Raw genomic sequence first — 23,644 nt, 5'->3', positions numbered from 1 at the left:
TCGTGAACCCGTTGTCGGCTTACGGCAAGGCGCCGGACCCGGCATCTGACCGGTTCATCCGCCAGGTGCTGACCAACAGCAACAACGCCACCATCCTGCAACGCCTGCCGCAGCTCAAGCTGCAGGACGCGTGGCTGGTGGCGGGCTGCCTGTTCCAGACGGTGTGGAACCTGCGGACTGGCCTGCCGCCGATGGCGAACATCCGCGACTACGACCTTTTCTATTTCGACCCGACCGACCTGTCGGCCGAGGCCGAGCAGGAGGTCCAGAACCGTGCGCGTGTGCTGTTCGGCGACCTGGGCATCGTTGTCGAAACCAAGAACCAGGCCCGCGTCCACCTCTGGTACGAGGACTGGTTCGGTCATCGCTACACCTCGCTGCGCTCCTCGAAGGACGGCATCGACCGCTTCCTCGTCACCTGCACCTGCGTGGGCATCACGCCGTCCCCGTCCGGCGTGGGCGCCGAACTGTACGCGCCCAACGGGCTGGACGAATTGGAGGCGGGCATCCTGCGGCCCAATCCCAAGTGCAACTACAAGGACCTCTACGACGACAAGGTCGAGAGCTACCGCAGCCGCTGGCCCTGGCTGAGAACGGCCTGACGGCCCACGCAGACGCCCCCGCATGAACCCGGACGTGGCCCGCGACTTGCAAGGGCATCCCCATGGATGCCTCCCTGGATTCCGCAATGGACTCCCCCTCCCTTCCGCCGCCTGACCGGCACACCTGGTTCGAGGACGCGCAGGCGCTCTTCGCGGGCACGCTCTTCGTTTCGCTGGCGCTGTCGCTCTACAACCAGGCCGGTCTGCTGACGGGCGGCACGGCCGGCGCGGCGTTCGTGCTGCACTACGCCACGGGCATCAGCCTGGGACAACTCTTCTTCCTGATCAACCTGCCGTTCTACTGGTTCTCGTGGACGCGCATGGGCAAGGAATTCACGATCAAGACCTTCGTGTCCGTGACCCTGCTTTCGGTGCTGACCGATGCCACGCCCTTTGTGCTGGGCGTCGGTTCGCTGCACCCCGCGTACGCGGCCATCACGGGCGGGCTGCTGCTGGGCACGGGTTGCCTGTTCCTCGCGCGCCATCGGGCGAGCCTGGGTGGCGCCACCATCATTTCGCTGTACATGCAGGACCGCTACGGCATCCGTGCCGGCAAGGTGCAGATGGCCATCGACTGCAGCATCGTGCTGCTGGCGCTGCTGGTGATCGACTGGACGCGCGTTGCGTGGTCCGTGCTCGGCGCCGTGGTGATGAGCCTGTTCCTGTGGATCAACCACAAGCCCGGACGCTACCGGGCTGTCTGAATCGGCCGCCTGACCCCGGGACTTCAGCCCCAGACGACCGACCGCATCGAGATGGACGCCGACTGGAAGTTGTCGTTGAAGGTGCGGACCTTGTCTTTGCCATCTGCCGCACCGGCGGCATGGAGCAACGGCAGGTAGTGGTCATGCGTGGGGTGCGCCAGTTGTGCGAGCTGGCCTGACTTCTGGAAGTCGGACAGCATGTCCAGCTTGCCGGACTCCAGTTGCCCCGCGACCACGCGGTCGAACTCGATGGCCCAGTCATACGCCTGGTTCGACGCCACGCCACGTTGCGCGGCGCGCAGGTTGTGAACGATGTTGCCACTGCCCACGATGAGCACACCGCGCTCGCGCAGTGCCCGGAGCTGCCTGCCCAGCGCGTAGTGCTCGGCCGGCGGGCGGCTGTAGTCCATGCTCAGTTGGATGACGGGAATGTCGGCCTTGGGGAACATGGGTTTCAGCACCGACCAAGTGCCGTGGTCGTACCCCCATTCGTCCTTGTCCAGACCCACGGGCTTGTTGCTGTCAGGCGCGCGCAGGCCCGCGCCGATCTCCTGCGCTGCCGCAGGCGCACCGGGCGCGGGGTACTGCTGGGCAAAGAGCTCGTCCGGAAAGCCGCCGAAGTCGTGGATGGTCCTGGGCTTTTCCATGCCGGTGAGCCACCAGCCGCGGGTGATCCAGTGCGCCGAAATGCACAGGATGAGCTGGGGCTTCGGCAGCTTCGCGCCGAACTCGGCGCCCAATGCCTGCCAGCTGCGCCGGTATTCGTTGTCGCCGATGGCGTTCATCGGGCTGCCGTGCCCGACGAAGATCACCGGCATCTTCGGGCTGCGCTTGAGCGACTTGAGGTTGTCGAATGTCGCGGCGTCAGCGGGCTGGGTGGTCATGCCGAGCATTGTGGCAGCGAGGCCGCCGCCGGCCGCGGACATCAGTTTTCTTCTGTTCATGGGGAAGCAATCATGGCGTCCGTTTCGGATGTCGCCAAGGCGTAACCGGTTCCTTCTGAAGCCTTGCAGAATCATGACGGGAACGCAAGAGGCCGGCCGCCTGTCGGGATTGGTGTTTCCTCTCCAACGTGCACAACCTTGCGCTGCTATATTGCACTGCAACATAACCAACAGATCACAGCCCGATCCTGCCCTGATGCTCTACCAGATCTACGAAGCGCAGCGCGCGCTCATGGAGCCCTTCGCGGACTTTGCCCAGGCCGCTGCCAAGCTCTACAGCAATCCGCATTCGCCGCTCGGGCAAAACCCGCTCGCACAACGTGTATCCGCCGGGTACGACCTGCTCTACCGTCTGGCCAAGGACTATGAAAAGCCGGTGTTCGGCATCCAGTCGGTGGACGTCGATGGCAACGACGTCGCCATCCAGGAACGTGTGGAGATCGACAAGCCCTTCTGCGAGCTGCGCCGCTTCAAGCGCTTCTCGGACGACCAGGCCACGCTGGACAAGATGAAGATGCAGCCTGCCGTGCTGATCGTCGCGCCGCTGTCGGGCCATTACGCCACGCTGCTGCGCGACACCGTGCGCACCATGCTGCGTGGCCACAAGGTGTACATCACCGACTGGAAGAACGCGCGCACCGTGCCGCTGTCCGACGGGGAATTCCACCTGGACGATTACGTCAACTACGTGCAGGAATTCATCCGCCACATCCAGAAGGAATACGGCAACTGCCACGTTGTGAGCGTATGCCAGCCCACGGTGCCGGTGCTGGCGGCCGTGTCGCTCATGGCCAGCCGCGGCGAGATGACGCCGCTGTCCATGGTGATGATGGGCGGCCCGATCGACGCCCGCAAGTCGCCGACCGCCGTGAACAACCTGGCGATGAACAAGAGCTTCGAATGGTTCGAGAACAACGTGATCTACCGCGTGCCCTCGGGCTTCCCCGGTGAAGGCCGCCGCGTGTACCCGGGCTTCCTGCAGCACACCGGTTTCGTGGCGATGAACCCGGACCGCCATGCCAAGAGTCATTACGAATACTTCGAAGACCTGCTCAAGGGCGACGACACCAGCGCCGAGGCGCATCGCAAGTTCTATGACGAGTACAACGCCGTGCTCGACATGGATGCGGACTACTACCTCGAGACCATCCGCACCGTCTTTCAGGAGTTCATGCTGGTCAACGGCACCTGGGACGTGAAAAACCCGCAAGGCGAAGTCGAGCGCGTACGCCCGCAGGACATCCGCAAGACCGCGCTGCTCACCGTCGAAGGTGAGCTCGATGACATCTCCGGCTCGGGCCAGACCGCTGCGGCGCTCAAGCTGTGCAGCGGCATCACGGGCGCCGACAAACGCCACTACGAAGTGAAGGGTGCCGGCCACTACGGCATCTTCAGCGGCAAGCGCTGGCGCGAGAAGGTGTACCCGGAGGTCTGTGAATTCATTCTTGCGCACGACGAGCAGCCTGCAGCCAAGCCTGCCCCAGCGAAGAAGGCCGCAGCGAAAAAGACTGCTGCGAAGAAAGCCCCGGCAAAGAAGCTTGCCGTCCGCAAGCCCGCTGCACGCAAGGCGACGCGCTGAAGGCATCACGCATGGATACGCCTGCACTGGCCGAACGCATCCTCGATGCGCTCCCCCAGACCCAGTGCACGCGTTGCGGCTATCCGGACTGCGCAGGCTATGCGCAAGCCATCGCGCGCAACGAAGCACCCATCAACCAGTGCCCACCGGGCGGCGCGGAAGGCATCGCCCGCCTCTCACGCATCACCGGCTTGCCTCTTCTTGCGCTGAACGGGGACAACGGTTCCGAAGGCCCGCGCCCCGTCGCTGTGATCGACGAAGCCTGGTGCATCGGCTGCACACTGTGCATCAAGGCCTGTCCGACAGACGCGATCATGGGCAGCAACAAGCGCATGCACACGGTGATCGAGCCGTACTGCACCGGCTGCGAACTCTGTCTTCCCGTGTGCCCGGTGGATTGCATCTCGCTGGAAAACGTGACGGGCGAACGCACAGGCTGGCAGGCCTGGTCAGCACAGCAGGCAGACGAGGCGCGTGACCGCTACGAGTCTCGCGCGCGCCGCATCAAGCACGAGGCCAGCGAACACGAAGCCCGCCTCGAAGCCAAGGCGCAGGCCAAACTTGCTGACTTGCCGGGCCTCACGCACGCGCAATCCGGCGACACGGCCGAGCTCGCGCGCAAGCGTGCCGTGATCGAAGCTGCGCTCGCCCGCGCACGCAATCGCAGGATTGAATCGTGACACTCGAAACCCTCATCGTCTTTTCCATCGCATCGCTGGCACTGGCCGTCACGCCAGGACCGACGATGTTGCTGGCACTCTCCAACGGCATCAGCGGCGGGTTGCGCACTGCGTGGTTCGGCATCGCGGGTGCATCGCTGGGCAGCAGTCTGCTGATCGTTGCCGTCGCGTTGGGGCTCGGCTCGCTGCTCGAAGCGTCGGAACTGCTGTTCAATGTCGTGCGTTGGGCCGGCGTGATCTACCTTGCGTGGATCGGCGTGAAGATGTGGCGCAATCGGCCTGCAGGCATGGCCTGTGCACTGGGCTCGCTCGAAGCCCGCCCTGTGGCACCGCGCCTCGCGTTCACGCGCAGCCTGACGGTGGCGCTGTCCAACCCGAAGACGGTGCTGTTCTTCGCGGCCTTCCTGCCGCAGTTCATCGATACGTCGCTGCCACAGGCACCACAGTTCGCGCTGCTGGGCAGCGTGTTCGTCACGCTCGACACGATGGTGATGGTGGTCTATGCATCGGCCGGCATGCACGCGGTGCGCTGGCTGTCGGCACGCAGCCTGCTCGTCATCAACCGCAGTTGCGCGGCCGGCATGTGGCTGCTGGCCGCGACGCTCGCCTTGTGGCGCCGTCCCGGCGCCTGAAGATCAGCTGGTCTTTCAGCCCTGCGGCGACAGTGCAAGCGCCGTGAAGGCTTGCACCACTTCCGGCGGTGCCTGCACCAGTTCGATCAGCACGCCCTCGCCGCCGATCGGCAATTCCTCGTTGCCCTTCGGGTGCACGAAGCAGATGTCGAAACCCGCCGCGCCCTTGCGGATGCCACCCGGCGCGAAGCGCACGCCCTGCGCCGTGAGCCATTCCACGGCCACCGGCAGATCGTCGATCCAAAGGCCCACGTGATTGAGCGGCGTGGTGTGCACGGCCGGCTTCTTTTCGGGGTCGAGTGGCTGCATCAGGTCCACTTCCACCTTGAACGGTCCCGTACCGATGGCGCAGATGTCCTCGTCCACGTTCTCGCGCTCGCTCTTGAACGTACCCGTGACTTCGAGGCCGAACATGTCCACCCACAGCTTCTGCAGGCGCCCCTTGTCCGGGCCGCCGATGGCAATCTGCTGGATGCCCAATACCTTGAACGGTCTCGTCATGGCCTGCCTCACTCGAACTCGATGATGACCTGGTCGACGGCGAGCGACTCGCCCTTGTTCGCGACCACCTTGCCGACCACGCCGTCCTGCGACGCGAAGAGGATGTTCTCCATCTTCATCGCCTCGATGACAGCGAGGCGTTCGCCCGCCTGCACCTTCTGACCCGGCTGCACGGCCACGTCGACCAGCAGCCCCGGCATCGGCGACAGCAGGAACTTGCTCAGGTCCGGCGGTGCCTTGTAGGGCATGAGTCGATGCAACTGCGCACCCAGAGGCGACAGCACCATGGCGTCGATCTGCGTGCCGTTGTGCGAGACGCGCAGTGCCAGCGGATTCTTCGACGCGCCGCGCTCCACCTGTGCAGTGAACGCCGCACCATTGCAGACGCCCTGGATGCGCGTTGCGCCCAGCGGCGCATTGCATGTGATGCTGTAGGCCTTGCCATCCACCGTCACCTGGCTCGACCCCTTCGTGCCCTCGAAGTCGGTCACCGATACATCGGTGTACCGGTTCTCGCCACCATGGCCGAGCGTGACGACGACGAACTTCTCGCCGACTTTCACGCCGTGGCCCGCGAGTTGCCCGCTGATGCCCGAGGCACGCGCGCGGTAGCGCCGGTTCTGGAAGGCAGCAAGTGCGACGAGGAAATCCGGTTCGGCATGCGGTACGTCCTGCGCGTCGAAGCCTCTGCCGTAGTTCTCGGCGATGAAGCCGGTGTTGAAGTCACCCGCCACGAACCTGGGGTGCGCGAGCAGCGCCGCCTGGAACGGGATGTTGCTGCTGATGCCGCGGATCACGAAGCCGTTGAGCGCCTCGCGCATCTTGCGGATCGCGTCGTCGCGGTCAGTGCCGTGCACGATGAGCTTGGCGATCATCGAGTCGTAGTACATGGGGATCTCGCCGCCTTCGTACACACCGGTATCGACGCGCACACCGTGCAGATGCTCTGTGTCCGAAGCGAACATCGTTTCGGGCGGTGGCTGGAATTTCACCAGACGCCCCGTGGAGGGCAGGAAGTTGCGGAAGGGGTCTTCCGCATTGATGCGGCATTCGATGGCCCAGCCGTCGCGCTTCACGTCGGCCTGCGTCAGCGGCAGCTTCTCGCCCGCAGCCACGCGGATCATCAACTCCACCAGATCCAGCCCGGTGATGCACTCGGTCACCGGATGCTCGACCTGCAGGCGCGTGTTCATTTCGAGGAAGTAGAAGCCCTGGTCCTTGCCGACCACGAACTCCACGGTGCCCGCACTCTGGTACTTCACCGCCTTCGCCAATTGCACGGCCTGCTCGCCCATTGCCTTGCGCGTCGCTTCGCTGATGAAGGGCGACGGCGCTTCCTCGATCACCTTCTGGTGACGGCGCTGGATCGAGCATTCGCGTTCGTTCAGGTAGATGACGTTGCCCTGCGAGTCGCCCAGCACCTGGATCTCGATATGACGCGGTTCCTCGACGAATTTCTCCATGAACACGCGGTCGTCGCCGAAGCTGTTGCGCGCCTCGTTGCGGCACGAGGTGAAGCCCTCGAAGCAGTCCTTGTCGTTGAACGCGACACGCAGGCCCTTGCCGCCGCCACCGGCCGATGCCTTGATCATCACCGGATAGCCGATCTTCTTCGCAATCTCCACCGCCTCTTCCGCCGAGAGGATCGGCTGGTTGTGCCCGGGAATGGTGTTGACCTTCGCTTCGTTGGCCAGCTTCTTGGAAGCGATCTTGTCGCCCATCGCCGCGATGGAATAGTGCTTGGGGCCGATGAAGATCAGGCCTTCTTCTTCCACGCGCCTGGCGAAGTCTTCGTTCTCCGACAGGAAGCCGTAGCCGGGATGGATGGCCTGCGCACCGGTCTGCTTCGCGGCCGCAATGATCTTGTCGGCCACGAGGTATGACTCGCGCGATGGCGCTGCGCCGAGCAGCACGGATTCGTCGGCCAGCTCGACATGGCGCGCATCCTTGTCTGCCTCCGAATACACAGCCACGGTCTGGATGCCCAGCTTCTGCGCGGTCTTGATGACACGGCACGCAATCTCGCCGCGGTTCGCAATCAGGATTCTTTTAAACATGAAATCTCCAAAGAGGGGACTTGCGCGGTAGCCGTGGAACCGGCTTTGCCGGGCCACTGGCTGCGCCCCCTTGAGGGGGAGGCGCCGCAGGCGCATCGGGGGTGGGCGTTCACAACGGAATGTTCCCGTGCTTGCGCCACGGGTTCTCGAGCTTCTTGTCCTTGAGCATCGCGAGCGAGCGGCAGATGCGCTTGCGCGTTTCGTGGGGCAGGATCACGTCGTCGATGTAGCCACGGCTGCCGGCGACGAACGGGTTGGCAAAGCGGGCCTTGTACTCGGCTTCGCGTGCAGCGAGTTTCACCGGGTCGTTCTTGTCTTCGCGGAAGATGATCTCCACCGCGCCTTTCGCACCCATCACCGCTATCTCGGCGTTGGGCCAGGCAAGGTTCACGTCGCCACGCAAGTGTTTGGACGACATCACGTCATAGGCGCCGCCGTAGGCCTTGCGCGTGATGACCGTGATCTTCGGCACGGTGCACTCGGCATACGCGTAGAGCAGCTTCGCGCCGTGCTTGATGATGCCGCCGTATTCCTGCGACGTGCCAGGCATGAAGCCGGGCACATCGACAAAGGTCACCACGGGAATGTTGAATGCATCGCAGAAGCGCACGAAGCGCGCGGCCTTGATGCTGCTCTTGATGTCGAGGCACCCCGCCAGCACCAGCGGCTGGTTCGCGACGATGCCGACCGACTGCCCGTCCATGCGCGCAAAGCCGATGACAATGTTCTTCGCGTAGTCGGGCTGCAGCTCGAAGAAGTCGCCGTCGTCCACGACCTTGGTGATGAGCTCCTTCATGTCGTAGGGCTTGTTCGGGTTGTCGGGCACCAGCGTGTCGAGCGACGCGTCGGCGCGGTCGGCCGGGTCGCCGCTGGCACGAACCGGCGGCTTTTCGCGGTTGTTGAGCGGCAGGTAGTTGTAGAGGCGGCGCAACATCATCAGCGCCTCCACATCGTTCTCGAACGCCATGTCGGCCACGCCGCTGCGCGTGGTGTGCGTGCTGGCACCACCGAGTTCTTCCGCAGTGACCTCTTCGTGCGTCACGGTCTTCACCACTTCGGGGCCGGTGACGAACATGTAGCTCGAATCCTTCACCATGAAGATGAAGTCGGTCATGGCCGGTGAATACACCGCACCGCCCGCGCACGGCCCCATGACCATGCTGATCTGCGGCACCACACCAGAAGCCATCACGTTGCGCTGGAACACGTCGGCATAGCCGCCGAGCGACGCCACGCCTTCCTGGATGCGTGCACCGCCCGAGTCGTTCAGGCCGATCACCGGTACGCCAACTTTCATGGCCTGGTCCATCACCTTGCAGATCTTTTCGGCATGTGCCTCGGACAGCGCGCCGCCGAACACGGTGAAGTCCTGGCTGAAGATGAAGGCGAGGCGGCCGTTGATCATGCCGTAGCCGGTAACGACCCCATCCCCCGGAATCTTCTGCTCGGCCATGCCGAAGTCGACTGAGCGGTGCTCTACGAACATGTCCCACTCCTCGAAGGTGCCGTCGTCCAGCAGCAGCTCGATGCGTTCACGTGCCGTGAGCTTGCCCTTCCTGTGCTGCGCGTCGATGCGCTTCTGCCCACCACCCAGACGGGCGGCAGCACGCTTCTTTTCCAGTTGTTCGAGGATGTCCTGCATGTCGATTGACTCCGGATGAATGTCTGTTGTCGTTTGGATTCAGTTCGTCGGGGGGCCGTCGAGCAGGCCCAGCAACTGGCGCGCGGCCGTCGATGCTGGCAGGCGCCCCGCAGCAACTTCGGCGGTGACGGAAGGCAGCGCCGCGCGCACCGACGCATGGCTTCTGAAGCGTTGCTTCAACCCCGCCTCGATCCGTTCGCCCATCCAGGCGAGGGCCTGTTGGCTGCGCCGCGCTTGCAGACGGCCGCTGCCGGTCTGCAGCTTGCGGAATGTCTCCACCGCAGACCAGAACGCATCCACGCCCGTGCCCAGCAAGGCGCTGATCTGCAGCACCTGCGGATGCCAGAGACGCTCGTCGTGATGCGCATGGTCAGGGTTGCCGTGCAGCCCCAGCAGCCGCAATGCGGAGGTGATCTGCGCCTCGGCACGCGTCGCGGCGTCGCGGTCGATGTCGGCCTTGTTGATGACCACGAGGTCGGCCAGCTCCATCACACCCTTCTTGATGGCCTGCAGGTCGTCGCCCGCATTGGGCAGCTGCAGCAGGCAGAACATGTCCGTCATGCCTGCGACCGCCGTCTCGCTCTGGCCCACGCCCACGGTCTCGACGATCACCACGTCGTAGCCCGCCGCTTCGCAGACCATCATCGACTCGCGCGTCTTCTCGGCCACGCCACCGAGCGTGCCGCTCGACGGGCTCGGGCGGATGTAGGCCTTCTCGTGCACCGACAGCTTCTCCATCCGCGTCTTGTCGCCGAGGATGGAGCCGCCCGACACGGTTGACGACGGGTCGATGGTCAGCACCGCCACGCGATGCCCCCGGTCAATCAGAAAAAGACCCAGCGCTTCGATGAACGTCGACTTGCCCACACCCGGCACACCGCTGATGCCCAAGCGGAACGCGCCGCCTGTGTGTGGCAACAACGCAGAGAGCAGTTCGTCCGCCTGCGCGCGATGGTCCGCGCGTGTCGACTCCAGCAGCGTGATGGCCTTGGCCATGCCGCGCCGCTGCGCGGCCGCATCATCGCCGCGCAAGGACTGCATCAACCCGGACGGGGTCACCCGATGGCTTTCCGGATCTGCTCGAGCACATCCTTCGCGCTGGCCGGGATCGGCGTGCCGGGACCGTACACGCCCTTCACGCCGGCTTCGTAGAGATAGTCGTAGTCCTGGCGCGGAATCACGCCGCCGACAAACACGATGATGTCGTCAGCGCCCTGGTCCTTCAGCGCCTGGATGATCGCAGGCACCAGCGTCTTGTGCCCTGCAGCGAGCGTGGACACGCCGACCGCATGCACGTCGTTCTCGATGGCCTGGCGCGCGCATTCTTCCGGCGTCTGGAAAAGCGGCCCCATGTCCACGTCGAAGCCGAGATCGGCGAACGCCGTCGCCACCACCTTGGCGCCACGGTCGTGCCCGTCCTGGCCGAGCTTGGCGATCATCACGCGCGGACGGCGGCCTTGCGCTTCCGCGAACTCCGCGATCTCGGTCTTGAGTTTTTCCCAGCCCTCGGCCGAGTCGTAAGCTGCTGCGTACACACCGGTCACCTTTTGCGTATCGGCGCGATGGCGCCCGAAGACCTTCTCCAGCGCATCGCTCACCTCGCCCACTGTCGCGCGCAGGCGGATCGCCCGGATGGACAAATCGAGCAGGTTGCCCGAGCCTTCTTCAGCGGCGGCAGTCAATGCATCCAGCGCCACCTGCACCTTCGCAGTATCGCGCGATGCCTTGATGCGGTTCAACCGGTCGATCTGGCTCTCGCGTACCTTGACGTTGTCAACTTCGAGGATGTCGATCGCATCTTCCTGCCTGAGCTTGTACTTGTTGACGCCGACGATCACGTCCTTGCCAGAGTCGATGCGCGCCTGCTTTTCTGCGGCGCTCGCCTCGATCTTCAGCTTGGCCCAGCCGGAATCGACGGCACGCGTCATGCCGCCCATGGCCTCCACTTCCTCGATGATTTCCCACGCCTTGTCGGCCATGTCCTGCGTGAGCTTCTCCATCATGTAGCTGCCCGCCCACGGGTCGATCACGTTGGTGATGTGCGTCTCTTCCTGGATGATGAGCTGCGTGTTGCGCGCGATGCGCGCGCTGAACTCGGTGGGCAGCGCGATCGCTTCGTCGAAGCTGTTGGTGTGCAGGCTTTGCGTGCCGCCGAAGACAGCCGCCATCGCCTCGATAGTGGTACGCACCACGTTGTTGTACGGGTCCTGCTCGGTCAGGCTCCAGCCGCTGGTCTGGCAGTGCGTACGCAGCATCAGGCTCTTGGGGTTCTTCGGATCGAAGCCCTTCATGATGCGCCACCACAAGAGGCGCGCCGCGCGCATCTTGGCGATCTCCAGATAGAAGTTCATGCCGATCGCCCAGAAGAACGACAGGCGGCCCGCGAAGTCGTCCACATCCAGGCCCTTGGCCAGCGCCGTCTTCACGTACTCCTTGCCGTCGGCCAGTGTGAACGCGAGTTCGAGTGCCTGGTTGGCACCGGCTTCCTGCATGTGATAGCCGCTGATCGAGATCGAGTTGAACTTCGGCATGTTCTTCGCCGTGTACTCGATGATGTCGCCGATGATGCGCATGCTCGGCTGCGGCGGATAGATGTACGTGTTGCGGACCATGAACTCCTTGAGGATGTCGTTCTGGATGGTCCCGCTGAGCTTGTCCTGCGGCACACCCTGCTCTTCGGCCGCGACCACGTAGCCCGCGAGTACCGGCAGCACCGCGCCGTTCATCGTCATCGACACCGACACCTTGTCCAGCGGAATGCCGTCGAACAGGATCTTCATGTCTTCCACGCTGTCGATGGCCACGCCGGCCTTGCCCACGTCGCCCGTCACCCGCGGATGGTCGCTGTCGTAGCCACGGTGCGTCGCCAGGTCGAACGCCACGCTCACGCCCTGCCCGCCTGCGGCCAGCGCCTTGCGGTAGAACGCATTGGACTCCTCGGCGGTGGAGAAGCCCGCGTACTGGCGGATCGTCCAGGGGCGCGCCGCATACATCGTGGCTTGTGGACCCCGGATGAACGGCTCGAAGCCCGGCAGCGTGTTGGCATGCGCAAGGCCCTGCACATCCTGCGCGGTGTACAACGGCTTGACGGTGAGGCCTTCGGGCGTCTGCCAGTTGAGGCGGTTTACGTCGCCCTCGGGCGCGGACCTGGCGGCAGACTTCGCCCAGGCGTCCACGCCGGGTACGGCGTAGGTCGGCGCATCAGTTTCGGGCTTGGCGGACTTGTCGGGCGTGGACATAAGGCGTTGGCGCGGCGTGGATGCTGCGGTGCATATAAAACCTGCGGGATTCTACGTCATTCATAATTATTGATGCAGAATTTTTGATCGGCTACACTCGCCGCCATGTCCGCCGTCACCCTGACCCCCCGCGCCCTCTACGAAGAGGTGGCGGAGCTGCTTCGACAGCGCATCTTCCGGCGTGAGCTGGAGCCCGGCAGCTGGATCGATGAAATGAAGCTCGCCCAGGAATACGGCATCAGCCGAACGCCCCTGCGTGAAGCCATCAAGGTGCTGGCTGCCGAAGGTCTGGTGACGATGAAGGTGCGCCGTGGCGCCTATGTGACGGAAGTTTCGGAGCGCGACCTCTCCGAGGTCTACCACCTGCTCTCGCTGCTCGAATCCGATGCGGCCGGCGTGGTGGCCCAGCGCGCGACCGATGCGCAATTGAAAGAGCTGCAGTCACTGCACGACAAGCTGGAAAAAGCCGTCGACGACCGCGAAAAGTTCTTCGAGATCAACGAGCGCTTCCACATGAAGCTGCTGGCCATCGCCGACAACCGCTGGCGTGACCAGATGGTGGCCGACCTGCGCAAGGTGATGAAGTTGAACCGGCACAACTCGCTGCTGAAGGCGGGCCGGGTCGAGGAATCGCTGGCCGAGCACCGCGCCGTCGTGGCCGCACTCATGGCGCGCAATGCATCGCTCGCCATGCAGCGCATGCAGGAGCACTTTGCGAACGGGCTGGAAGCGGCGGCCTAGACAGCGGGTGCGCCGATCTCTGCCGAGATCACCCTCGCGATCTCGAGCATTTTCGGGGCCACGCGCTGTCGCATGTCCTCCTCCGGAAGCAGGTAGGCCGCGCCGCCACAACTGATCGCGTATTTCTCCCCGCGAGGGCCGGACAACCCGACACCGAGCGCGTGGATGTGCGGATTCCACTCCCCGAACGACGCGCAATATCCGTTATCGGCATAGTCCGCGAGCGCGCTGTCGATCCGCGGGCGAAGCGAGCGCCAGTGTTTCGCGCTGGCGCTGCGGATCTGTTCGAGCAGCCGCTGGCGCTCCTGCATGGACAGGATCCCCAGGTAGGCGCGCCCCGCAGCGGAGGTAGCGATCGTCATCCGCGAGCCCACGTCCATGTGCGACAGCAGCACCGCCGTCTGCGGCCTCACGGATTCGACGATCAGCATGTCCAGCCCGTCTTGCACGCACAGGTGGACAGTCACGCCCGCGAAATCGGCAAGCACGGCGAGATGCGGGCGCGCATGCCCACGGAGATCGAAGTTGCGCAAATAGGCATTGTTCAGGTCGACCACGCCCGGACCCAGGCTGAACCTTTCGCTGTGCGGATGCTGACGCAGGTATCCCGCCGACACCAGCGTCGCCGCGAGCCGCGATACCGTGGCCTTCGGTATGCCCGTCTTGTCTGCCAGCTCACGATTGCTGAGCGGATATGCCCCGTGCCCGACCTCACGCAGGAGCGCGAGTCCACGCGCCAGCGCACTCACTTCATCTTTGTGCCCGGTCACTTGTTTCGCCAAGGAACACCCCCTGCCCCGAAAAATGGAACATCTGTTCGCGCCACCGGGGAATCATTGATACGGCTCAAGCAGAGCGAATAGTATTTTGAAACCACGTTCCATTTTAATTAAACCACCATGAGACAAAACGCTGGATTCAATCGCCGCCTTTCCGTGTTTGCACTGTTCGCCATCTGCGTGGGAATTTCCCCCGCTCCGGCTGTCGCTCAGGACTTTCCGAAAGGACCGGTCAAGATCATCATTCCCTTTACTGCCGGTGGCCCGACGGACACGGTGGGACGGCTGATTGCACAGAAGTTGCAGGAAACCTGGGGGCAGCCGGTCGTCATCGACTACAAGCCCGGGGCCGGCACGGCCATCGGCGTGGACTTCGTTGCCAAGGCACCGCCGGACGGACACGTGATCGGTCTGGTCAACTCGGCATTCACCGTCAACCCGTCGCTGCGCAAATCACTGCCGTACGACACGCAGAAGGACATCCGCGGCGTAACGCAAATCGCCGACATGCAACTCGCGCTGGTCGCACGAGCCGATGCCCCGTTCAACACCGTGCCCGAGATGATCGCCTACGCACGACGCAACCCCGGCAGGCTGAGCTACGGGAACGCCGGCGCCGGCGGCACCACCCACCTGGCGATGGAACTGCTCAAAAAGAACGAAAAGGTGGACATCCTCTACTCCCCTTTCAAGGGCAGTGCACCCGCCCACACGGAGGTGATGGCCGGGCGCATCGACCTGATGACCGACCCGTTCCTTTCAGTCATGCCTTACGTCAAGGCCAACAGGATGAAGATGATCGCGACCTTTGGCGACCAGCGTGTCGCAGGATACGAGAAGCAGTATCCGACGGTGGCCGAATCATTGCCGGGCTTCGTCGCCAGTTCGTTGCTCGGCTTCATCGCCCCCGCCGGCACGCCCACCGCCACCGTCCAGAAGATTTCAGCCGATACCGCGAAGGTGCTCCGCATGCCTGAAATCCAGGCGCGTCTTCACGAGATGGCGCTGGCGCCCGTGGGCTCGACACCCGAGCAGTTTGATGCGTTCATCTCGTCCGAGATGAAGAAGTGGTCCAAGGTGATCGCCGACGGGAACATCCAGGCCGAGTGAAGACGCAAGAACCCAACCGGAAGACAACCCATGACATTGCAACTCAAGCCCCTTCATTCCCAGTTTGCCGCCGAGGCCAGCGGCATCGACATCACGCAACCACTCGCCCGCAAGGACATTCACGCAATCAACGCGGCGATGAACCAGTACGCCGTGCTGGTGTGGCGCAACACGCCGCTCAGCCAGCAGCAGCAGTTGGCCTTCGCCGAATCGTTCGGTCCCCTGGACATCGGGCTGAAGCGGATTTTCAAGCGCGCCGAGCGGATGGACGACGAGCGGCTCATCGACATTTCGAACCTGAACGCGGACGGCAAGGTCGCGGACCGGGGAACGATGAAGGCCTTGTCCGGCTTTGCCAACCAGCTCTGGCACAGTGACAGTTCTTTCCAGGATCCGCGCGCTGCCTATTCCATGCTGCATGCGGTGGCCATCCCGGACTGGGGCGGCAATACGGAATTCGCAGATCTGCGCGCTGCCTACGACGCGCTTTCGCAACGAACGCGCGACGAAATCCAGGGCCTGAGCGCTGAACACTACGCCCTGCATACCCGGCTGTTGCTTGGCGACGAAGCCTATACCGAGGAGCAGAAGCGCAAGATGCCGCCCGTGACGTGGCCGCTTGTCGAAACGCATCCCGGCTCCGGTCGGAAGGTCTTGTTCGTGGGTGTGCACGCCACGCACATCATCGGCTGGCCGGTGGCGGAGGGACGCATGTATCTTGCGGACCTTCTCGAGCACGCGACGCAGCGCGAGTTCGTTTATGCGCACCAATGGCAGGTCGGCGATCTTGTGATGTGGGACAACCGATGTACCTTGCATCGCGGTCGCCGGTATGACCTTTCACAACGCCGGGACATGCGCCGCGCCACCGTCATGGATGTGCCCGAGGCGATGCTTCACGCGGCCTGAAGCTGTCCCGAGCGCGCCAGCGCCATCACCTCACGCGCCGGCAAGGTCTTGAGGCGGTGGTCGCTCCACACCTGGCGCCACTTGCGGGCACCCGGCAAACCATTGCGCAGCCCCAGCATGTGCCGCGCGATGGAATACCAGTTGGTGCCATGCTGCGCCGCCTCCTGCTCCATGTAGGCCACCATCTGCTCTTCGGCCCACTCCCGCGTGATGTCGCGCTCGGATGCGCCATGAAACTGCGCGTCCCACGCCGCCAGGAACCAGGGGTTGTGATACGCCTCACGCCCGATCATCACGCCGTCGAGGTGCTCCAGCTGTTCGCGCATCTGCGCCAGTGTGTCGATGCCGCCGTTGATGGCGATGTGCAGGTGAGGCAGCTCGCGCTTGAGCCGATGCACGATGTCGTAGCGCAGCGGCGGAACCTCCCGGTTCTCCTTCGGGCTCAGGCCTTGCAGCCAGGCGTTGCGCGCATGGACGATGAAGGTGTCGCAGCCCGCCTCGCTCACCGTGCCGACGAAGTCGCGCACGAACTCGTAGCTCTCGATCCTGTCGATGCCGATGCGGTGCTTCACCGTGACCGGCACGTCCACCACGTCGACCATGGCCTTCACGCAATCGGCCACCAGCGTCGGTTCGGCCATCAGGCAGGCGCCGAACGCCCCGCGCTGCACGCGCTCGCTCGGACAGCCGCAATTGAGGTTGATCTCGTCATAGCCCCATTGCTGGCCGAGCTTCGCGCCGTGTGCAAGGTCTGCCGGCTCGCTACCGCCGAGCTGGAGCGCCACAGGATGCTCCGCATCGTGAAAGCGCAGATGCCGCGCCACATCGCCATGGATCAGCGCGCCGGTTGTCACCATTTCCGTGTACAACAGGGCGTGGCGCGACAGCAGCCGGTGCAGATAGCGGCAGTGACGGTCCGTCCAGTCCATCATGGGCGCGACGGAGGTGACGGGAGGCCGGGGCGATCCGGTTGACTGGGGTTGCTGTGACATCGCGCGACATTTTCCCAGCTTTACCCCTTTACGGCTTCAGACCGGGCGTTACACTTTCCTTCTCGCGGGGCGGCACAGCCTCGACAACAACAAATCCAGGCGTTGGGGAATTGCATGAGCGACAGCGAAAAACTCCTGCAGACCGAAGATTTCGGCCTTTGGTCGATGCGCTTCCATTCGGTTGCATCGCCGGATGGCAGCGCACTTGGCGCCTATGTCGAGTTGCTGCGGGAAGGCGAACGCAAATGCCGCCTCTCCCTGCTCCACTCGCATGCCGATCAAGGCGTCGTGATCGATGAATTGCGCCGCCGGGCCGTGAACTGGATCGAGGCCTGGCAGCGGCGCGAGCACAGCGGCAACACCGGCTTCGCCGATCTCTGATTCAGCTTTTCGAGGAAGACCGCGGCTTCAGCGGCAACCACACGGTGAAGGTTGCGCCCTGCGGCGTGTTGCTCGACAAGGTCAGCTCACCATCGTGCGCGCTGACCAGCTGGCGGGCGATGAACAGCCCCAGCCCCATGCCCAGCGTCCCGCCCTGGTTCGCGCCCCGCTCGAACTGACCGAAGATCCGCTCTTCATCGCCCGGCGCAATGCCTTCGCCGTGATCGCGCACATGGATCTGCACGCCCGGCTGGCCCAGCGCGTCGTTCGCAGGCGCGGCGTTGATTTCCACCGGGCCGCCTTTGCCGTGACGCACCGCATTCGACAGCAGGTTGGAAATCACCTGCTCGATGCGGAACTCGTCCCACAGCCCTTCGACGTCCTGCGCGACCGACGCACGGATGTCCACGCCCGCCTCGTTGCTGCGATGCGCCAGGCCATCCACGGCACGCTGGATGACGCTGGCCAGCTGTGTCCGGGCATACCGGATCGGCAATACGCCGCGGCGCAGGCGCGACACGTCGATCATGTCGTCGATCAGGCGCACCATGCTCTGGATCTGCCGCTCCTCGCGCTGCACCACGGCTTCCATGTTCTTGGGGCTGAGCGCCTGCATGTCTCCCTTGCCCAGATGCACACGACGCATCTGCACTTCCAGGAAAAGCGTGTTGAGCGGCGTGCGCAGCTCGTGTGAGACGAGCGAGACGAAGTCGTCCCGCATGCGCACGGCGCGCTGGAGGTCCGCCTGCGTTTCCTGCAACTGCTGCACCAGTTCGTCCTGCAGCCGCCGGGCTTCTTCCAGCGCTTCCACCTGGTCGCGCACCGCGCGGCGCTGCAGGAACAGGTCGACAAACACATTCACCTTGCTCTGCACGGCGTAGTTGTCCAACGGCTTGTAGAGGAAGTCCACCGCGCCGCTCTCATAGCCCTGGAAGGCGTAGTCGAGATCGCGGCCGGCCGCCGTGACGAACACGATGGGAATGTGCCGCGTGCGCTCGGTACCCCGCATCAGCTCCGCCAGCTCGAAGCCCGTCATCGCAGGCATCTGCACGTCCAGGATGGCCAGCGCGAATTCATGCTCCAGCAGGAGCGCCAACGCCTCGTTGCCCGACCGCGCCTGGTGGATGCGGCGGCCCGGCGACCGGATCAGCGCCTCCAGTGCGAGCAGGTTCTCCTGCAGGTCATCGACGATGAGGATATTGACGGGCGTCTCAGGCATGGGCGTCCTTTTCCAGTTTGAGCAGAAATTGATGAATCTGGTCCAGCGACAGCACGGTGTGCTGCGGGTAAATGCGCAATGCGGATTCGGGCATGGTGGTCACGCGCGCGGTGGCAGGATCCTGCACGGCAGTGATTCCCCCTGCCCGCGCGATGGTGGCCAGGCCCTCGGCGCCGTCTTCGTTGGCACCGGTCAGCAGGATGCCCGCCAGGCGCGGGCCGAATGCGTGCGAGGCGCTGCTGAACATCAGGTCGATGGAGGGCCGCGAATAGTTCACCGGCGGATCGCAACTCAGCGAAAAGGTGCGGTCGTCCTCCACCTGCAGGTGATAGCCGGGCGGCGCAATGTACACACCCCGGTGGCCGATGCTTTCCTTGTCGCACGCCTCCTGCACGGGGAAGGCAACGTGATGCTGCAGCACTTCGGTGAGCACGCTCTCGTGGTCTTCCGGCAGATGGACCACCACCACCAGCGGCAACCGGTAGTTCGCGGGCAAGGGGCCCAGCAGCGACATCAGGGCCTCCACGCCGCCGGCGGAAGCACCGATGCAGACCATGTCCACCGGAGCACGCGCCATGTCACGCCGCTCCCTTGCGGTAGATGCGTTCGCGCCGCGCCACATACTCGAAGCGGTCCGCATAGCTTGAGAATTCGATGCTCTCCTTCGTGCCGAGGCCCAGGAAGCCGCGATGGACCAGCGAGTCGTGGAACAGCCCGAGCGCGCGCTCCTGCAGGCTGCGGTTGAAATAGATCATCACGTTGCGGCACGAGACGAAATGGGTCTCCGAAAACACACTGTCCGTCGCCAGGCTGTGATCGGCATACGTCACGTGGGCGGCGAGCGACCTGTCGAACAAGGCGTTGTCGTAGGCGGCCAGGTAGTAATCGGCAAAGGATGCGCGGCCGCCCGCCTTCTGGTAATTGGCCGTGTACTGGCGCACCGCATCGATGGGAAAGATGCCCGCGCGCGCCTTCTCGAGCGACACCGGGTTGATGTCGGTCGCATAGAGGTGCGTGCGGTCCAGCAGCCCTTCTTCCTTGAGCATGATGGCCATCGAATAGACCTCTTCCCCCGTGCTGCAGCCGGCCACCCAGATGCGGATGGACGGATAGGTGCGCAGCACCGGCAAGACGTGCTCACGCAAGGCGCGGAAGTACTCCGGATCGCGGAACATCTCGCTGACGGGAATGGTCATGTACTGCAGCAACCGCGCAAACGCATTCGCGTCATGCAGGATGAGGTCCTGCAGCGCCGACACCGTCCCGCAGTCCATCTGCGCCGTGGCATGCAGCACGCGACGCCGCAGCGAAGCACCTGCGTAATTCCGGAAGTCGTAGCTGTACTGCAGGTAGATCGCCTCCACCAGCAGGCGGATCTCGATGTCCGTGACGCTGGCCGGCATGCTCATCAGAAGCGCTCCAGGCGCGGCATCCAGACGCGCAGCATCGAGAACAGGCGGTCCAGGTCCACCGGCTTGGCGAGGTAATCGTTGGCACCGGCCTTCAGGCATTCCTCCTGGTCGTCCTTCATCGCCTTGGCGGTGATGGCGATGACAGGCAGCGCGGAGAAACGCGAATCGGCGCGGATGCGGCGCGTCGCCTCCAGACCGTCCATCTCCGGCATCATGATGTCCATGAGCACCAGGTCGATGTCGGGCAAGGTGTCGAGCTTCTGCAGCGCTTCCAGGCCGTTGCGCGCAGCCACCACCGTCAGGCCTTTCTGCTCCAGCGCACTGGTGAGCGCGAACACGTTCCGCACGTCGTCGTCCACCAGCAGGATGCGGCGCTGCTCGAACACCTTGTCGCGACTGCGCGCGGAGCGCAGCATGTTCTGGCGGTCCTGCGAGAGGTTCGATTCGACCTTGTGAAGGAACAGCGTCACTTCATCCAGCAGCCGCTCGGGCGAGCGTGCGCCCTTGATGATGATCGAGCGCGAGTAGCGCAGGAGCTGGCGCTCTTCCTCACGCGTGAGGTTGCGGCCCGTGTACACGATGACCGGCGGGAACGACTGGATATCCTCGGTGGACATGCGCTCCAGCAGTTGCGCACCGTCCATGTCGGGCAACTTGAGATCGATGATCATGCAGTCGAAGATCTGGCCATGCAGCTGCGCCAGCGCTTCGGCGCCTGTGGCCACGGCCATGATGTCCACGTCGTCGTCGCCGATGAGCTGCACCACGCTGTCGCGCTGTCGTGCATCGTCTTCGACCAGCAGCACGCGCTTGAGGCGGCGCGTGAGGCGGTCTTCCAGTTGATGGAACACCTTGAGCAACTGGTCGCGCGTGGCGGGCTTCATCGCATAGCCGATCGCACCCATGTGCAGCGCGGCCTCACGCGCATCGGACGCGGAGATCACATGCACGGGAATGTGCCTTGTCCGCGGGTTGTCCTTGAGCTGCTGCAGCACGTCCAGGCCCGGCTTGTCCGGCAGCCGCATGTCCAGCAGGATGGCGTCGGGCAGGAACTCCGAGGCCATGGCCACGCCCTCTTGCGCGCCTTGCGCAACGAAGCAGCGGTAGTCCCGTTCATGCGCGAGGTCATACAGGATGTGCGCGAACTGCGGCTCGTCTTCGATGACGAGTACGCTGCGACCCGATGACGGCATGCTGCGGTCGTCGTCGAAAGGCGGTGGTGGAACGAATGCCGGATCCGCATCGCCCGGCGCCGGTGCATCGGGTGCCGGGGCAGGCTTGCGGGGCGGCGGCGGGCTGGCTGCCTTGTTCGCCGCAGTGGGCGGCACTCGGGCGGGCTCCTCCTGGGCGACATGGACGAGCGGCAGATGGAGCACGAAGCGGCTGCCTTTTCCGGCCTCGCTCTCCACCGAAATGCTGCCGCCCAGCAACTGCGCCAGGTTGCGCGAAATCGACAGGCCGAGGCCCGTGCCGCCATAACGCCGGCTGGTGGTGCCATCGGCCTGCCGGAACGCCTCGAAGATCACTTCGTGCTGCGATTCGGCGATACCGATGCCCGTATCCTGAACCGTGAAATCGATGCCGCCGTGCCCGCCCGGCGAAACCTTCATGCTCACGCTCCCCGATTCGGTGAACTTGATGGCATTGGACAGCAGGTTCTTGAGCACCTGCTCGACGCGCTGGCGGTCGGTGCGCAGCATCTGCGGCGTTTCCTCGGCCACATCGACGCTGAACGCGAGTTGCTTCTGCATGGCCAGCGGCTCGAAGGTCTGGCGCAGGCTGTCGGCCAGCCTCGTCACCAACACCGGCTCGATCACGAGCTCCATGTGCCCGGCCTCGACCTTGGAAATATCCAGGATGTCGTTGATGAGGTTCAGCAGGTCGTTTCCCGCCGACGTGATGGACTGCGCGAACCGCACCTGCTCATCGGTCAGGTTGCCGGCAGCGTTCTCCGCCAGCAGGCGAGCAAGGATCAATGAACTGTTGAGCGGCGTGCGCAACTCGTGCGACATGTTCGCCAGGAACTCGGACTTGTAGCGGCTGGCGCGCTGCAGCTCGTCGGCGTGCTGCCGCAGGTCGTCCTGGGCAATGCGCAGGTCCTGGTTGCGCTGGTCGAGCATGAGTGCCTGCTCGGACAGCCGCTCGTTGGTCTGCTCCAGCTCCGCCTGCTGGCTTTCCAGTTGGGCCTGTGACTCCTTGAGCACGTGCGATTGTTCTTCCAGCTCTTCGTTGGCGGTGCGCAGCTCTTCCTGCTGCACCTGCAGTTCTTCGTTGAGTTGCTGCGTGTGCGTCAGCGATTCCTGCAGGCGCTGGCGGTACAGCGACGTGCTGATCGCCGTGCCCAGCGTGCCCCCGATGAGCTCCATGAGTTCCTGGTCGCGCTCCTCCAGCTTGCGCAGGAAGCCCATTTCGAGCACGCCATTGACTTCCCCGTCGGCCGTCAGCGGCACGATCAACGCAGACTGCGACGCGCCTTCCCCGGTGCCGCTGCTCACCCGCAAGTAGCCGGCCGGCAGGTCTTCCAGCGCAACGACGCGTTGCCCCTGCGCCGTCTGCGCCACCAGCCCGCCCGCGGCGTGAAAGGCGCTGTCCGCGCTGGAGCCTTCCATGCCGTGCACGGCGAAGCGGCTCAGGCGTCCTTCCGCATCACGCACGTAGATGGCGCCGACCACGAAGCCGAGATAGTCGGCCAGATGATCGAGCGCGCCTGCGCCCATCTGCTGCAGCGACGAATGGCCGATGATGCGTTCGGCCAGTCGCGATTGCCCCGCACGCAACCAGGCCTGCTTCTGCATCGTCTCGCCGTGGCGGATCTGCTCGTCCAGTGCACGCGAGTAATTGCCCGACAGCGTCATTAGCTGGCGTCGCCCGAAGATCGCGAGGATCAGCGAGATGATGACGGTGAATGCGACATAACCCACCAGCACCCAGCGGGCCGTCTCCTGCGCTTCGTCGTTGCGCAGCTTGCGCAGGCGGCGCTCCTCGTCGAGGATGGCAGTGAACTCGCGCCGCACTTCGTCCGTCATGCGGCGCCCCTGACCGGGCAACACCGCTTCGCGGTAGTCGCGCCCCTGACGGCGCATGTCGATCACCGATTCGGCGAAGCGGTTCCACTGGGCTTGCATCGACTCGATGTTCTGCAGGCGCGCGACTTGGGCCGGGTTGTCCGCGATGCGATCCTTGAGGCCTGCCAACTGGCTTTCCATGCGGCTCTTGAGCGCGTTGTAATTGCCGACGAACACCTCGTCACCCGCGATCAGGAAGCCCCGCATGTTGGATTCCTGTTCGACCGCGAGACGCGCCAGCTCCGTCGTGTCGGCCACCACACGGTCGGTGTGCTCGACCCAGTTGATGACCGACAGCAGGTAAAGGATGATCGCGACGAACACGGTCGCGCTGCCGAAGCCGATTGCGATCGGAAGCGCGATGTTGCGGGCGAGGATCTGCTTGAAACTGCGGGCCTGGTCGGTACGGATGTCGTCGGGCATATGAGTGTTTCCCCCTGCTTCTTGTGGCGTTAA

The 23,644-nt window shown here is 64.3% G+C and carries 21 protein-coding genes; 9 read left to right on the top strand and 12 right to left on the bottom strand.

Translation table 11 applies throughout. From position 1 onward, the window contains the following. Nucleotides 1-2 precede the first annotated feature (2 nt). Both ACO2Q9_RS09655 and ACO2Q9_RS09650 read left to right on the top strand, forming a co-directional pair. Complete coding sequence (locus tag ACO2Q9_RS09655; protein ID WP_423310652.1) at nt 3-602, top strand: nucleotidyltransferase family protein; 600 nt, start codon at nt 3-5, stop codon at nt 600-602. 86 nt (nt 603-688) lie between these two features. Further along, a complete protein-coding gene (locus ACO2Q9_RS09650) occupies nt 689-1,306 on the top strand; it encodes a YitT family protein (protein WP_423310650.1) in 618 nt (205 codons plus the stop codon). A 23-nt stretch (nt 1,307-1,329) separates the two neighbouring features. On the opposite strand, the gene ygiD is transcribed toward ACO2Q9_RS09650, so the two are convergent. Next, entirely contained in the window at nt 1,330-2,190 is an 861-nt protein-coding gene (gene ygiD, locus ACO2Q9_RS09645) for a 4,5-DOPA dioxygenase extradiol (RefSeq protein ID WP_423310648.1), read from the bottom strand. Between the two features lie 256 nt (nt 2,191-2,446). On the opposite strand from ygiD, the gene ACO2Q9_RS09640 reads away from it, so the two are divergent. From ACO2Q9_RS09640 to ACO2Q9_RS09630, 3 genes are read left to right on the top strand one after another with little or no spacing between them, the layout of a single operon-like run. Further along, entirely contained in the window at nt 2,447-3,829 is a 1,383-nt protein-coding gene (locus ACO2Q9_RS09640; protein ID WP_423310646.1) for a polyhydroxyalkanoate depolymerase, read from the top strand. Between the two features lie 11 nt (nt 3,830-3,840). Next, entirely contained in the window at nt 3,841-4,509 is a 669-nt protein-coding gene (gene rsxB / locus ACO2Q9_RS09635; protein ID WP_423310644.1) for an electron transport complex subunit RsxB, read from the top strand. Beyond that, a complete protein-coding gene (locus ACO2Q9_RS09630) occupies nt 4,506-5,141 on the top strand; it encodes a LysE family translocator (RefSeq protein WP_423310642.1) in 636 nt (211 codons plus the stop codon). Before rsxB ends, ACO2Q9_RS09630 begins: the two co-directional genes overlap by 4 nt. Nucleotides 5,142-5,156: 15 nt before the next feature. On the opposite strand, the gene ACO2Q9_RS09625 is transcribed toward ACO2Q9_RS09630, so the two are convergent. The 5 genes from ACO2Q9_RS09625 to scpA all read right to left on the bottom strand — a co-directional run bounded on the left by ACO2Q9_RS09625 (nt 5,157) and on the right by scpA (nt 12,580). Then, nucleotides 5,157-5,642 (bottom strand): VOC family protein, encoded by a 486-nt coding sequence (locus tag ACO2Q9_RS09625; protein WP_423310640.1) that lies wholly within the window; start codon nt 5,640-5,642, stop codon nt 5,157-5,159. Nucleotides 5,643-5,650: 8 nt separating this feature from the next. Next, complete coding sequence (locus ACO2Q9_RS09620; RefSeq protein ID WP_423310638.1) at nt 5,651-7,699, bottom strand: acetyl-CoA carboxylase biotin carboxylase subunit; 2,049 nt, start codon at nt 7,697-7,699, stop codon at nt 5,651-5,653. 109 nt (nt 7,700-7,808) lie between these two features. Continuing rightward, nucleotides 7,809-9,341, bottom strand: coding sequence for an acyl-CoA carboxylase subunit beta (locus ACO2Q9_RS09615; RefSeq protein ID WP_423310636.1), 1,533 nt, complete (start codon nt 9,339-9,341; stop codon nt 7,809-7,811). Between the two features lie 39 nt (nt 9,342-9,380). Then, entirely contained in the window at nt 9,381-10,382 is a 1,002-nt protein-coding gene (gene meaB / locus ACO2Q9_RS09610; protein WP_423310634.1) for a methylmalonyl Co-A mutase-associated GTPase MeaB, read from the bottom strand. Between the two features lie 14 nt (nt 10,383-10,396). Then, nucleotides 10,397-12,580 (bottom strand): methylmalonyl-CoA mutase, encoded by a 2,184-nt coding sequence (gene scpA, locus ACO2Q9_RS09605; protein ID WP_423310632.1) that lies wholly within the window; start codon nt 12,578-12,580, stop codon nt 10,397-10,399. A 105-nt stretch (nt 12,581-12,685) separates the two neighbouring features. Here scpA and ACO2Q9_RS09600 point away from each other — a divergent pair, with 105 nt between their 5' ends. Further along, nucleotides 12,686-13,321, top strand: a complete 636-nt coding sequence (locus ACO2Q9_RS09600; RefSeq protein ID WP_423310629.1) for a GntR family transcriptional regulator — start codon at nt 12,686-12,688, stop codon at nt 13,319-13,321. Here ACO2Q9_RS09600 and ACO2Q9_RS09595 read toward each other — a convergent pair. Continuing rightward, entirely contained in the window at nt 13,318-14,103 is a 786-nt protein-coding gene (locus tag ACO2Q9_RS09595; RefSeq protein WP_423310627.1) for an IclR family transcriptional regulator, read from the bottom strand. The genes ACO2Q9_RS09600 and ACO2Q9_RS09595 overlap by 4 nt on opposite strands. Before the next feature lie 117 nt (nt 14,104-14,220). On the opposite strand from ACO2Q9_RS09595, the gene ACO2Q9_RS09590 reads away from it, so the two are divergent. Continuing rightward, entirely contained in the window at nt 14,221-15,210 is a 990-nt protein-coding gene (locus ACO2Q9_RS09590; protein WP_423310625.1) for a tripartite tricarboxylate transporter substrate binding protein, read from the top strand. 30 nt (nt 15,211-15,240) lie between these two features. Continuing rightward, complete coding sequence (locus tag ACO2Q9_RS09585) at nt 15,241-16,119, top strand: TauD/TfdA dioxygenase family protein (RefSeq protein WP_423310623.1); 879 nt, start codon at nt 15,241-15,243, stop codon at nt 16,117-16,119. Here ACO2Q9_RS09585 and dusA read toward each other — a convergent pair. Beyond that, nucleotides 16,107-17,111, bottom strand: a complete 1,005-nt coding sequence (gene dusA / locus ACO2Q9_RS09580; RefSeq protein ID WP_423310621.1) for a tRNA dihydrouridine(20/20a) synthase DusA — start codon at nt 17,109-17,111, stop codon at nt 16,107-16,109. The two genes, ACO2Q9_RS09585 and dusA, sit on opposite strands and share 13 nt — an antisense overlap. A gap of 114 nt (nt 17,112-17,225) precedes the next feature. On the opposite strand from dusA, the gene ACO2Q9_RS09575 reads away from it, so the two are divergent. Continuing rightward, complete coding sequence (locus ACO2Q9_RS09575) at nt 17,226-17,492, top strand: hypothetical protein (RefSeq protein ID WP_423310619.1); 267 nt, start codon at nt 17,226-17,228, stop codon at nt 17,490-17,492. 1 nt (nt 17,493) lies between these two features. Here ACO2Q9_RS09575 and ACO2Q9_RS09570 read toward each other — a convergent pair whose 3' ends face one another. The 4 genes from ACO2Q9_RS09570 to ACO2Q9_RS09555 are packed head-to-tail and all read right to left on the bottom strand — an operon-like array spanning nt 17,494 to nt 23,611. Next, nucleotides 17,494-18,711 carry a hybrid sensor histidine kinase/response regulator gene (locus ACO2Q9_RS09570; protein ID WP_423310617.1) on the bottom strand — a complete coding sequence of 406 codons (1,218 nt, stop codon included), beginning with the start codon at nt 18,709-18,711 and terminating at the stop codon, nt 17,494-17,496. Then, nucleotides 18,704-19,288, bottom strand: a complete 585-nt coding sequence (locus ACO2Q9_RS09565) for a chemotaxis protein CheB (RefSeq protein WP_423310615.1) — start codon at nt 19,286-19,288, stop codon at nt 18,704-18,706. Before ACO2Q9_RS09565 ends, ACO2Q9_RS09570 begins: the two co-directional genes overlap by 8 nt. Nucleotide 19,289: 1 nt before the next feature. Then, nucleotides 19,290-20,114: a CheR family methyltransferase gene (locus ACO2Q9_RS09560; protein ID WP_423311238.1), complete on the bottom strand. Its 825-nt coding sequence runs from the start codon at nt 20,112-20,114 to the stop codon at nt 19,290-19,292. Nucleotides 20,115-20,119: 5 nt separating this feature from the next. After that, nucleotides 20,120-23,611 (bottom strand): response regulator, encoded by a 3,492-nt coding sequence (locus ACO2Q9_RS09555; protein ID WP_423310613.1) that lies wholly within the window; start codon nt 23,609-23,611, stop codon nt 20,120-20,122. Nucleotides 23,612-23,644: the final 33 nt, after the last annotated feature.

Source organism: Variovorax sp. VNK109 (genome assembly GCF_049445855.1).
In the GTDB taxonomy this organism is placed as follows: Bacteria; Pseudomonadota; Gammaproteobacteria; order Burkholderiales; family Burkholderiaceae_C; genus JAGOCV01.
This window is presented reverse-complemented; position numbering and strand designations above follow the sequence as displayed.

Bases quoted from the DNA above. Each gene is read 5' to 3' on its own strand.
- ACO2Q9_RS09570 (WP_423310617.1), bottom strand. From the start codon at position 18,711: ATGCCTGAGACGCCCGTCAATATCCTCATCGTCGATGACCTGCAGGAG.
- ACO2Q9_RS09600 (WP_423310629.1), top strand. From the start codon at position 12,686: ATGTCCGCCGTCACCCTGACCCCCCGCGCCCTCTACGAAGAGGTGGCG.
- ACO2Q9_RS09625 (WP_423310640.1), bottom strand. From the start codon at position 5,642: ATGACGAGACCGTTCAAGGTATTGGGCATCCAGCAGATTGCCATCGGC.
- ACO2Q9_RS09575 (WP_423310619.1), top strand. From the start codon at position 17,226: ATGAGCGACAGCGAAAAACTCCTGCAGACCGAAGATTTCGGCCTTTGG.
- ACO2Q9_RS09640 (WP_423310646.1), top strand. From the start codon at position 2,447: ATGCTCTACCAGATCTACGAAGCGCAGCGCGCGCTCATGGAGCCCTTC.
- ACO2Q9_RS09590 (WP_423310625.1), top strand. From the start codon at position 14,221: ATGAGACAAAACGCTGGATTCAATCGCCGCCTTTCCGTGTTTGCACTG.
- ACO2Q9_RS09650 (WP_423310650.1), top strand. From the start codon at position 689: ATGGACTCCCCCTCCCTTCCGCCGCCTGACCGGCACACCTGGTTCGAG.
- scpA (WP_423310632.1), bottom strand. From the start codon at position 12,580: ATGTCCACGCCCGACAAGTCCGCCAAGCCCGAAACTGATGCGCCGACC.
- rsxB (WP_423310644.1), top strand. From the start codon at position 3,841: ATGGATACGCCTGCACTGGCCGAACGCATCCTCGATGCGCTCCCCCAG.
- ACO2Q9_RS09620 (WP_423310638.1), bottom strand. From the start codon at position 7,699: ATGTTTAAAAGAATCCTGATTGCGAACCGCGGCGAGATTGCGTGCCGT.
- meaB (WP_423310634.1), bottom strand. From the start codon at position 10,382: ATGCAGTCCTTGCGCGGCGATGATGCGGCCGCGCAGCGGCGCGGCATG.
- ACO2Q9_RS09560 (WP_423311238.1), bottom strand. From the start codon at position 20,114: ATGCCGGCCAGCGTCACGGACATCGAGATCCGCCTGCTGGTGGAGGCG.
- ACO2Q9_RS09565 (WP_423310615.1), bottom strand. From the start codon at position 19,288: ATGGCGCGTGCTCCGGTGGACATGGTCTGCATCGGTGCTTCCGCCGGC.
- ACO2Q9_RS09585 (WP_423310623.1), top strand. From the start codon at position 15,241: ATGACATTGCAACTCAAGCCCCTTCATTCCCAGTTTGCCGCCGAGGCC.
- ACO2Q9_RS09555 (WP_423310613.1), bottom strand. From the start codon at position 23,611: ATGCCCGACGACATCCGTACCGACCAGGCCCGCAGTTTCAAGCAGATC.
- ACO2Q9_RS09615 (WP_423310636.1), bottom strand. From the start codon at position 9,341: ATGCAGGACATCCTCGAACAACTGGAAAAGAAGCGTGCTGCCGCCCGT.
- ygiD (WP_423310648.1), bottom strand. From the start codon at position 2,190: ATGACCACCCAGCCCGCTGACGCCGCGACATTCGACAACCTCAAGTCG.
- dusA (WP_423310621.1), bottom strand. From the start codon at position 17,111: ATGTCACAGCAACCCCAGTCAACCGGATCGCCCCGGCCTCCCGTCACC.